The sequence below is a fragment of the Polaromonas sp. P1_E1_2 genome, assembly GCF_056406035.1.
In genome coordinates, this window is sequence record NZ_JBFUAZ010000097.1 from 1 (window position 1) to 9735 (window position 9735).

A 9735-nucleotide genomic window follows, 5' to 3' on the forward strand; every position below is an offset into this window, starting at 1 on the left:
TGGGGCCTTTGCTGAAGATGACCTGGGCCAGGACCAGCACGGTGAAGAGGGCCATCAGGGCGGCCGTGACGCGCTGCGCGAGCCAGTCGCGCAAACCATAGTGGGCACCGACAACGATGCGTTTGGAGCCGTAGTTAACTGCCATTTTTGTGCTCCTTGATTAATACGCGCCGAAAAGCTTGAGTGCCAGCACGAATGAGATGCCTACGCTCACAGCCAGCGTGAAGAGGGCGGACGACTTGCCGAACTCCTTGCTGACGGCGGCGTGACTCACGTCCATCCACAAATGGCGCAGGCCGGCGATGAAGTGGTGCAGGTAAGCCCAGATGAGGGCCAGCGCCACCAGCTTCCAGATGATGCCGGGAAGGCCCAGCATGCCGACGTTGAAGGCTGCCTTGAATTTCTCGAAGGAGATTTCCGAAGAGATCGAGGTGTCGAACATCCAGATGATGAAGGGCATCAGCAAAAACATGATGAACCCGCTGATACGGTGAAGGATGGAGACAATGCCCGCGAGGGGGAGGCGATAGGAGTGGAGATCGGTCAGGGCGTTGATGTTGCGGAACTCGGGCCGCTTCTTCGCTACGGTTGTCGCTGATTCGGACATACTTGGCTTTCTGTGTTTTTGAGTAACGGCTTTGTAACTGCCAAAGCGGCTCAACCCGAAATTCTATTGCAATGCAGCAACAATCCCGGCTGCTTCGGGTGATGGCCGGAAATTTTTGTCGGGAAAAGCGCGTTTGCGGGCGCGACAGTTCGCAATTGCTGCGCGAAGGTCGTCGTAACTGACATGACGATTACAAATCACCCCATCCGGACGGCAATCCAGCGGCGCGCATATGCCGCTGCTGACGCTTCGTTGGTGTCATGGCTTGAAGGGTCTTCATCGTCCGTCATGTTGTTATGGGTTGCACCGCCGGGCTCTCGCGGCCATGCCGCGGCAGGTTTGCCTGGCAGGGTTTTCTGTTTCCCTTGAGCCTGCTGCCGCTGTTCAGTTCAGGGTGTTGTGATAGTGATGTGTGTCGGTGCGGTAGTAGCCGCGGCGCAGCTCCATGGGGGCATCGTTGTAGGTGTAGGCGATGCGCTCCACGCTCAAAAGCGGCGCTCCGTGCTCTACTTTTAATAGCAGCTCGCGCCCGTCGGTGGCTGCTTCGGCGCGTATTTTCTCTTCGGCGCGAACCATCCGAACGTTGAATTCGGTCTCAAACAGCGCATACATGGGGCCGTGGTAGTCAGCCAGCCGCTCGGCCGTCAGGCCCTTGAAGGGCGCGGCGGGAAGCCAGATGTCTTCAAGAATGGTGGGTGTGCCGGCAAAGCTCAGCACGCGTCGGGCCTGCAGCACGGCGTCCCCGGTGCGCAAGGCCAGCGTGCGTGCAATCTCGGCGCTGGCGCGCACGCGCCGGCAGTCGATGATGTCGCGTTGGGCCGGACCTTCGCTGCCCGGTGTGCCACTGTCGGGGACCAGCTTGAGAAAGCGGAACTGGACATGTTGCTCGGCGTGGGTTGCAACAAAGGTGCCCTTGCCCTGGCGGCGCACCACCAGGTTGTCGGTGGCCAGCTCGTCGATGGCTTTACGCACAGTGCCCTGGCTGACGCGGTAGCGCGCTGCCAGGTCCATCTCGGAAGGTATGGCTTCGCCTGGTTTCCATTCGCCTGATTGCAGGCTTTGCAGGATCAGGGCCTTGATCTGCTGGTACAGCGGACTGAACGCCGGCGTGGCACCTGCAAAATCATCGGCGGGTAGGGCGGGAGTGGCGTTCATGGGTGGATTCTGGCTGGCCGTATCATATCTTATATAAGACATAAGACAAATTGACGCCCGCTGCTTTTCAAGCGTAAAATCTTTGGCTGAGCCAGCGCGCGGCCTGCCGTTTTGCGATGATTTTGACGGGTAAAAGCATAAGACCCGTTAGTAATCACTTCCAGATATTCCAGGGTCGCGCCAGACATCTCACGCTACATCCCTCATTCAACCGATTTTCAACTTCCTGGAGTCCTCCCATCATGAGCAAAAAACCCGTCCGCGTTGCAGTCACCGGTGCAGCAGGCCAAATCGGTTACGCATTGTTGTTCCGCATTGCTTCCGGCGAAATGCTCGGCAAGGACCAGCCCGTCATTCTTCAATTGCTCGAAGTGCCCGTTGAAGGCCCGCAGAAAGCGCTCAAGGGCGTGATGATGGAACTCGACGACTGCGCGTTCCCGCTGCTGGTCGGCATGGAAGCCCACAGCGACCCGATGACCGCCTTCAAGGATGCCGACTACGCGCTGCTGGTCGGTTCGCGCCCACGCGGCCCCGGCATGGAACGTGCCGAGCTGCTGGCTGTCAATGGCGCCATCTTCACGGCCCAGGGCAAAGCGCTCAACGCAGTCGCCAGCCGCAACGTCAAGGTGCTGGTGGTCGGCAACCCCGCCAACACCAATGCCTACATCGCCATGAAGAGCGCCCCTGACCTGCCGCGCAAGAACTTCACCGCCATGCTGCGCCTGGACCACAACCGCGCCGCCAGCCAGATCGCCGCCAAGACAGGCAAGGCCGTGGCCGACATTGAAAAGCTCACCGTCTGGGGCAACCATTCGCCCACGATGTACGCTGACTACCGCTTTGCCACCATCAAGGGCGAAAGCGTCGCCAAGATGATCAACGACCAGGAATGGAACGCCAACGTGTTCCTGCCTACCGTCGGCAAGCGCGGCGCCGCCATCATTGAAGCGCGCGGCCTGTCGTCGGCCGCATCGGCCGCCAACGCCGCCATCGACCACATGCGCGACTGGGCCCTGGGCACCAACGGCAAGTGGGTCACCATGGGTATCCCGTCCGATGGCCAGTACGGCATCCCGAAAGACATCATGTTCGGCTTCCCCGTGACCTGCGAAAACGGCGAATACAAACTGGTCGAAGGCCTGGAAATCGACGCGTTCAGCCAGGAACGCATCACCAAGACCCTGGACGAGCTTAAGGGTGAGCAAGACGGCGTCAAGCACCTGCTCTGAGCAATTAATGAGCGATGTGCGCCGCGCAGGGCCGCCCCAAGCAAGCACGGCCCCCTCGGGGGGCAGCGTAGTACACGAAGTGACAAGCGTGGGGGCTCGCCAACATCCGCGCGACGTTCTGTTGGGTGCCCAGGCACAAGCCGGGTTTCTTCCGGTTTGTGATCACTACAGCGGTGTTGAAGCCCGCATGCGCAAAAGCYTGCAATTGCAGGCCGAGATGATCGAGGAGTTCGGCGCCTGCGTGTTTGACGTGACRCTGGATTGCGAAGACGGCGCCCCCGTGGGCGGCGAAGCCGACCATGCCGCGATGGTCGTGGCGCTGGCGGCCCTGGCCAGCGACAAGGCCCGCGTCGCGGTACGCATCCATTCGGTGGACCACCCCGCCTTTGATGCCGACATGGCTGTCATTGCCGGAAAGCTGTCCCGTCATCTCTCTCACATCATGGTCCCCAAGGTGGAATCGGTTGCCGATGTGGTCAGGGCCGAGCAGGCTCTGCTCGCAGCATCGGCCGGCGGCCTGCCACTGCACGTGCTGATCGAGTCTCCACTCGCGGTGCGAAACGCTTTCGACATTGCGGCGCATCCGCGCGTGCAGTCGTTGAGTTTTGGTCTGATGGATTTTGTCTCGGCGCATGGCGGCGCGATTCCCGCCGACGGCATGAGCAGCCGCGGCCAGTTCACGCATCCCTTGGTGATGCGCGCCAAGCTCGAAATCGCGTCGGCTTGCCATGCCCACGGCAAAGTGCCGTCACATTGTGTTGTCACAGAGTTCAATGACACTGAGGCCATGACTTCTGCCGCACGCCATGCCGCCCGTGAACTGGGCTACACCCGCATGTGGAGCATCCACCCCAACCAGATCCGGCCTATCCTGGCGGCTTTTGCGCCCACCGAGGGTGAGATTGAAAGTGCTACAAAAATAATAGCTGCTGCCGCACGTTCAGACTGGGCTCCCATCAGTTTTGAAGGCAAGCTGCACGACCGCGCGAGCTACCGCTACTTCTGGCAGGTTCTGGAGCGCGCGCACCAGACCGGCCGTGTCTTGCCGCACGAGGCGCAGGCATATTTTTCTGTCCCGCTTCACTGATTTCCCCGATTGACTGTTGACCGTTCCAAAGGACCCCCATGAAACATTTCGCTCTCTCTGCCCTGATGCTGGCCGCCCCCGCCCTGTTGCTGGCCCAGACGGCAGCCCCTAAAGCTGCCGCGCCCAAGGCTGCCGCCGCAGCTGACCAGCCCGCCCAGGCCGCCAAGCGTGCACCGATCAGGCGCTCTGCCGCCAAGGTGGTGGAAGAAAGGACGCCCATTGACGATGACCTGTCTGTCACCTTGACCCCTGAAGACCTGGAGCTCGCCAAGCGGGTTTACATCGGCACGATTCCCTGCGAACTGGGTGCCTCCGTCACCATCACACCGAACGAAAAACGCCCGGGTTTCTTCCTGGTGCAGACGGGCAAGATGCGCTTTCGCATGCACCCGGTCGGAAGCCGCACCGGTGCCATCCGCCTGGAAGACGGCCGTGCAGGCGCCATGTGGCTCCAGTTGGGCAACAAGTCGATGCTGATGAGCCAGAAAATGGGCCAGCGCCTGGCTGACGAGTGCATGAGCCCGGCGCAGGTGACTTTTGCCGACGACATGAAGAAGAACCCCCCGACCAGCATTCTGGAGGCCTTGCCTGCCAAAGCTGCGCCAGCTCAGGCTGGCACGGGTTCTGCTCAGCCAGAAACTGCCCCGGCCAAAGCCCCATAAAGCCCGATAAAGCCCAATACAGACACAGACCGCGACCGCACGCGCATCGACCGTGCAAATTTTGAGTACAGGAGAAGAAAGCCATGATGCCCGAGTTCATACAAACCTACCGCAACCATGTGGCCGAGCGCGCCGCGCTGGGTATTCCCCCGCTGCCGCTGTCGGCCCAGCAGACCGGTGAGGTCATTGAGCTGCTGAAGAATCCACCCAAGGGCGAAGAGGCCTTTCTGGTGGAGCTGATCACGCACCGCGTGCCGGCCGGGGTTGATGCGGCCGCCAAGGTCAAGGCCAGCTATCTCGCTGCCGTGGCGCACGGCACCGAAAAGTGCTCGCTGATCTCGCGCGAAAAAGCTGTGCAACTGCTGGGCACCATGCTGGGCGGCTACAACATCAGCCCGATGGTCGAGCTGCTCGACGACGCTGAAGACAGCGTCGCCACGCAAGCAGCCAACGGCCTGAAGCACACGCTGCTGATGTTCGACCAGTTCCACGATGTGCAGGAAAAGGCCGGCAAGGGCAACAAATACGCCAAGGCCGTGCTGCAGAGCTGGGCCGATGCCGAGTGGTTCACCAGCCGCCCGGAAGTGCCAGAGTCGATCAAGCTCACCATTTTCAAGGTGGCTGGTGAAATCAACACCGACGATCTCTCCCCCGCACCCGACGCCTGGAGCCGCCCTGACATCCCGCTGCACGCGCTGGCCATGCACAAGAATGCCCGCCCCGGCGTGACGCCCGAAGAAGACGGCAAGCGCGGCCCGGTCAAGTTCATTGAAGAGCTGAAAGCCAAGGGCAACCTGGTGGCCTATGTGGGCGACGTGGTCGGTACCGGCTCCTCGCGCAAGTCCGCAACTAACTCGGTGTTGTGGTTCACCGGTGAAGACATTCCCTTTGTGCCGAACAAGCGTTTCGGCGGTGTCTGCCTCGGCTCGAAAATCGCCCCGATTTTCTACAACACCATGGAAGACTCGGGCGCGCTGCCGATCGAACTCGACGTGAGCCAGATGGCTATGGGCGATGTGATCGAACTGCGCCCCTATGAGGGCAAGGCGCTGAAAGACGGCAAGGTCATCGCCGAGTTCAAACTCAAGAGCGACGTGCTGTTTGACGAAGTGCGCGCCGGCGGCCGCATTCCGCTGATCGTCGGCCGCGGCCTCACGGCCAAGGCGCGTTTTGCGCTGGGCCTTCCCGTGTCTACCCAGTTCCGCTTGCCGCAGAACCCGGCCGACAACGGCCGCGGCTTTACGCTGGCACAAAAAATGGTTGGCCGTGCGGTCGGCTTGCCTGAAGGCCAGGGCGTACGCCCCGGCACGTACTGCGAGCCCAAGATGACTTCTGTCGGCTCGCAGGACACCACCGGTCCGATGACGCGCGACGAATTGAAAGACCTGGCTTGCCTGGGTTTCAGCGCCGACCTGGTGATGCAGTCCTTCTGCCACACGGCGGCTTATCCCAAGCCGGTCGATGTGAAGATGCACCACGAGCTGCCCGAGTTCATGAGCGACCGCGGTGGCATCCCGCTGCGTCCGGGCGACGGCATCATCCACAGCTGGCTCAACCGCATGCTGCTGCCCGACACCGTCGGCACCGGCGGCGATAGCCACACGCGTTTTCCCATCGGCATCAGCTTCCCCGCGGGCTCAGGCCTGGTGGCTTTCGGTGCTGCCACCGGCGTCATGCCGCTGGACATGCCTGAGTCGGTGCTGGTGCGCTTCAAGGGCGAAATGCAGCCCGGTATCACGCTGCGCGACCTGGTCAACGCAATCCCGTTGTACGCTATCAAGGCCGGCCTGCTGACGGTCGCCAAGCAAGGCAAGAAGAACATCTTCTCCGGCCGCATTCTGGAAATCGAAGGCTTGCCCGACCTGAAGGTCGAACAGGCGTTCGAGCTCTCCGACGCTTCCGCAGAGCGTTCCGCTGGCGGCTGCACGGTGCACCTGAACAAGGAACCTATCATCGAATACATCAACAGCAACATCACGATGCTGAAATGGATGATCGCCACGGGTTACTCGGATGTGCGTACCATCAAGCGCCGCATTGCCGCCATGGAAGCCTGGCTGGCCGACCCGCAGCTGCTCAAGGGCGATGCGGACGCCGAATATGCCGCCGTCATCGAGATCGACCTGGCCGACATCCACGAGCCTATCGTGGCCTGCCCGAACGACCCTGACGACGTGAAGACCCTGAGCGAAGTGGCTGGCAGCAAGATCGACGAAGTCTTTATCGGCAGCTGCATGACCAACATCGGCCATTTCCGCGCGGCCTCCAAGCTGCTCGAAAACAAGCGCGACATCCCCGTCAAACTGTGGATGGCGCCGCCGACCAAGATGGATGCCAAGCAGCTGACCGAAGAAGGCCACTACGGCGTGCTCGGCTCGGCCGGCGCCCGCATGGAAATGCCGGGTTGCAGCCTGTGCATGGGCAACCAGGCGCAGGTGAAAGAGGGCGCGACGGTGTTTTCCACCTCCACCCGCAACTTCCCGAACCGCCTCGGGAAAAACTCCAACGTCTACCTCGGTTCCGCCGAGCTGGCCGCGATCTGCTCCAAGCTGGGCCGCATCCCCACCAAGGCCGAATACATGGCCGACATGGGTGTGCTGACCGCTGCCAGCGACAAGATCTACCAGTACCTCAACTTCGACCAGGTCAAGGACTACACCGACATGGCTGACACCGTGAAGGACGGCGTAGCCGCTTAAGTGGACACCATGCCGGCGGCTTGACAGCCGCAAGCTGAAATGGAAGGATGAAGTGATGAAGAAACCGTCACTTCTTTCCTTCCTTTTTTTTGTTCTTTTTTCGGCCATCGGTGCAACCGCTCAAGCTCAAGATGCGCGCACCAACGCCTTCAACGACCCCTTCCTGCAGGTCACTTCGGCGATCAACCCATGCCCTGTGCCGGAGGGGCCGCTCTATACCGAGCAGGAAGTGCGCGACGTGGCCCATGTGCGGGCGCAGCACGGCGGCAGTTGCTACCGTGTGGGGCGTTGCCGTCTGGCCAACTCGTATTGGTATGACCAGGAAATCATTCCGCGCGTGTCGCAATACATCAAGCTCGATGGCCGTTTCGACGACACCAGCGTGTGGGTGCAGGGCGAGCGGCGCCTGGTTTTCCTCAAGGGTTGCGTCAAGACACGCGAACAATCGGAGGCGCTTGAAAAAGCCGTCTGGCTGGTCGATGACGTGATGGGCGTGGTGAATTACCTGCGCGTGGGTGATGAGCCCGTGCGCTATGTGCCGGCGCAGACTGAAAAGAAGTGAAGTGGGCTTGCCCCTTGCGCATGCAAAAAATCCCCGCAGTTTCCTGCGGGGAATTTTCATTGGGGGAGGCTATAGCCCCGACGGCAGCGGGTCTACCACCCGCAATTCCGAGCCGTCGACAAACTTCAGGTACCAGAACTCCGGTGACAGCGGCAGGTTGGGGCGTATGTGGCTGACATTGGCTGGCAGCACATAGACCGTGCTCGCGCCGTCGTCGGGCGGGGGTGCCAGGTAGTGGCGCTTGACCGTCACCAACCCGCCTATGGTGGAAACCACGGTGCCTATCGACTCGGTGACAGCATTGACGGTGGTGCCCTGGCCCAGCATGTGGATGGTGGTCTGGCCCATCAGGTCAGGACGTGAGGCTTCTATGTACAAGACTGCCGCGGTGTTGATGCGCAAATCGTCGGGCGCGCTGGGCTCAGTGGCTTTGTTGAAAGAKATAAAGGGCATGGATAGGGCCGGTTGGGGGACAGGTTTTCGGGCGAATTCTCAGGAAATATGCAGCTCTTTGTGCTCACCCAGCTTGCGCGGCAACTCGCCCAGGATGGCTGCCCTGGCCATTTTGGCCAGCTGCACCATCTTGCTTTCCTTCACGTCCCAGTATTCGGCGTGATGAATGCGCACTTCCAGCAGCGCCAGGTCCGGGTCGTTGACGCCCGCAGGAAACCAGGCGCGGGCAAGCGGTGACCAGAGTTCTTCTTTTTTCCCCTGGTCTTCCACGATCGCCGCCTGGCCCGACACCGATACGTAGCTGTCGGCGCCCGGGTCGGCGTACGACACGTTGACGTTGCCGTCCTGCTGCAGCCGCTGGGCCATCTCGCTTTTGCGTGAGATGAAGAAATACAGATGCGATTCCGCGTCAAGCGACTGGTTCTGCGTGGTCAGGGGATGGGCGTGCAACATGCCGCTGGCCTGGCGGTGCGTCAGCATGCCGAATTTGATGCCCTTGATCAGCTCCCAAAGGGTGTCGTGGTCTGATTTTGTTGCGCTCATGAAAACTCCCGTGGGTGGTGGCCAATGCGTCGATGCTAGGCATCATGCCGTTGGCCGCTCATCAGCGGGCGGCGCGGGCAGCTGTCAGCAAGTGCCGACAGCCCCCGGCTTCCAGCCRCAGCCTGTGTAAACCATCGCTCTACAGGGGAACTAATGGCGCGAGCGGTTACCATATAGATAGATGCAAGTAATTCGTATTTGTATTACGGCTTGCTTACAGGCGCCCAAGGGCTTCAAGGCCTTCGCGCCCGGCCCGGTTCGGGCGAACCGGGCCGCTTTCATCTCTAAAAGGTGTTTCATGAAACTGTCGTTCCCATCTTTTGCCGGCGCCGTGCTGGCCGTCGGTCTACTGGCCGCGCCCCTGGCCTCCACGGCCCAAACCGTCACGCCCACCGCCGAAGGCATCGTGGTTTACAACGCCCAGCACGCCAGCCTGACCAAGGCCTGGGCTGAAGCCTTCAGCAAGGAAACCGGCATCAAGGTCACTTTGCGCAACGGCAGTGACACCGAGCTGGGCAACCAGATCGTGCAGGAAGGCAAAGCCTCGCCCGCTGATGTGTTCCTGACGGAGAATTCGCCGGCCATGGCGCTGGTCGACACGGCAGGGCTGTTCGCTCCGCTGGACGTGGCCACGCTGTCGGAAGTGCCTGCCAACTTCCGCCCCGCGCATGGCCGCTGGACGGGCATCGCCGCGCGCAGTACGGTGTTCGTCTACAACAAGGCCAGGCTCACGCCCGC

At 61.3% G+C, this 9735-nt stretch carries 10 protein-coding genes and 1 pseudogene; 6 read left to right on the forward strand and 5 right to left on the reverse strand.

Annotation, left to right across the window (positions count from 1 at the left end):
• From AC1D1P_RS07185 to AC1D1P_RS07195, 3 genes and pseudogenes are all read right to left on the reverse strand, one after another.
• Positions 1-145: pseudogene (locus AC1D1P_RS07185) on the reverse strand (succinate dehydrogenase, hydrophobic membrane anchor protein); the annotation flags it as partial.
• Between the two features lie 15 nt (positions 146-160).
• Positions 161-607 carry a succinate dehydrogenase, cytochrome b556 subunit gene (sdhC, locus tag AC1D1P_RS07190; protein WP_477671356.1) on the reverse strand — a complete coding sequence of 149 codons (447 nt, stop codon included), beginning with the start codon at positions 605-607 and terminating at the stop codon, positions 161-163.
• Positions 608-991: 384 nt separating this feature from the next.
• Positions 992-1762 carry a GntR family transcriptional regulator gene (locus tag AC1D1P_RS07195; protein ID WP_477671357.1) on the reverse strand — a complete coding sequence of 257 codons (771 nt, stop codon included), beginning with the start codon at positions 1760-1762 and terminating at the stop codon, positions 992-994.
• Between the two features lie 242 nt (positions 1763-2004).
• On the opposite strand from AC1D1P_RS07195, the gene AC1D1P_RS07200 reads away from it, so the two are divergent.
• The 5 genes from AC1D1P_RS07200 (at position 2005) to AC1D1P_RS07220 (ending at position 8001) form a co-directional block, all read left to right on the forward strand.
• The gene (locus tag AC1D1P_RS07200; protein WP_477649359.1) at positions 2005-2991 is read left to right on the forward strand and encodes a malate dehydrogenase; all 987 of its coding nucleotides are present in this window, start codon (positions 2005-2007) and stop codon (positions 2989-2991) included.
• 16 nt (positions 2992-3007) lie between these two features.
• Positions 3008-4078 carry an HpcH/HpaI aldolase/citrate lyase family protein gene (locus AC1D1P_RS07205; RefSeq protein WP_477672528.1) on the forward strand — a complete coding sequence of 357 codons (1071 nt, stop codon included), beginning with the start codon at positions 3008-3010 and terminating at the stop codon, positions 4076-4078.
• Between the two features lie 38 nt (positions 4079-4116).
• Positions 4117-4740 carry a hypothetical protein gene (locus AC1D1P_RS07210; protein WP_477672524.1) on the forward strand — a complete coding sequence of 208 codons (624 nt, stop codon included), beginning with the start codon at positions 4117-4119 and terminating at the stop codon, positions 4738-4740.
• A gap of 83 nt (positions 4741-4823) precedes the next feature.
• Positions 4824-7439: a bifunctional aconitate hydratase 2/2-methylisocitrate dehydratase gene (locus AC1D1P_RS07215; RefSeq protein ID WP_477672525.1), complete on the forward strand. Its 2616-nt coding sequence runs from the start codon at positions 4824-4826 to the stop codon at positions 7437-7439.
• A gap of 55 nt (positions 7440-7494) precedes the next feature.
• Positions 7495-8001 (forward strand): BON domain-containing protein, encoded by a 507-nt coding sequence (locus tag AC1D1P_RS07220; protein WP_477671361.1) that lies wholly within the window; start codon positions 7495-7497, stop codon positions 7999-8001.
• A gap of 69 nt (positions 8002-8070) precedes the next feature.
• Here the strand turns inward: AC1D1P_RS07220 and AC1D1P_RS07225 are convergent, their stop codons facing one another.
• Together AC1D1P_RS07225 and AC1D1P_RS07230 are read right to left on the reverse strand one after the other, a co-directional pair.
• Positions 8071-8454 (reverse strand): hypothetical protein, encoded by a 384-nt coding sequence (locus tag AC1D1P_RS07225; RefSeq protein WP_477672526.1) that lies wholly within the window; start codon positions 8452-8454, stop codon positions 8071-8073.
• Between the two features lie 39 nt (positions 8455-8493).
• Positions 8494-8997, reverse strand: coding sequence for a pyridoxamine 5'-phosphate oxidase family protein (locus AC1D1P_RS07230; protein ID WP_477671363.1), 504 nt, complete (start codon positions 8995-8997; stop codon positions 8494-8496).
• Between the two features lie 298 nt (positions 8998-9295).
• Here AC1D1P_RS07230 and AC1D1P_RS07235 point away from each other — a divergent pair.
• A partial coding sequence (locus AC1D1P_RS07235) for an extracellular solute-binding protein (protein WP_477672527.1) occupies positions 9296-9735 on the forward strand: 440 nt, incomplete at its 3' end.

Excerpts from the sequence above, each read along its gene's own strand:
- sdhC (WP_477671356.1), bottom strand. The coding sequence starts at position 607 with ATGTCCGAATCAGCGACAACCGTAGCGAAGAAGCGGCCCGAGTTCCGC.
- AC1D1P_RS07195 (WP_477671357.1), bottom strand. The coding sequence starts at position 1,762 with ATGAACGCCACTCCCGCCCTACCCGCCGATGATTTTGCAGGTGCCACG.
- AC1D1P_RS07200 (WP_477649359.1), top strand. The coding sequence starts at position 2,005 with ATGAGCAAAAAACCCGTCCGCGTTGCAGTCACCGGTGCAGCAGGCCAA.
- AC1D1P_RS07210 (WP_477672524.1), top strand. The coding sequence starts at position 4,117 with ATGAAACATTTCGCTCTCTCTGCCCTGATGCTGGCCGCCCCCGCCCTG.
- AC1D1P_RS07215 (WP_477672525.1), top strand. The coding sequence starts at position 4,824 with ATGATGCCCGAGTTCATACAAACCTACCGCAACCATGTGGCCGAGCGC.
- AC1D1P_RS07220 (WP_477671361.1), top strand. The coding sequence starts at position 7,495 with ATGAAGAAACCGTCACTTCTTTCCTTCCTTTTTTTTGTTCTTTTTTCG.
- AC1D1P_RS07230 (WP_477671363.1), bottom strand. The coding sequence starts at position 8,997 with ATGAGCGCAACAAAATCAGACCACGACACCCTTTGGGAGCTGATCAAG.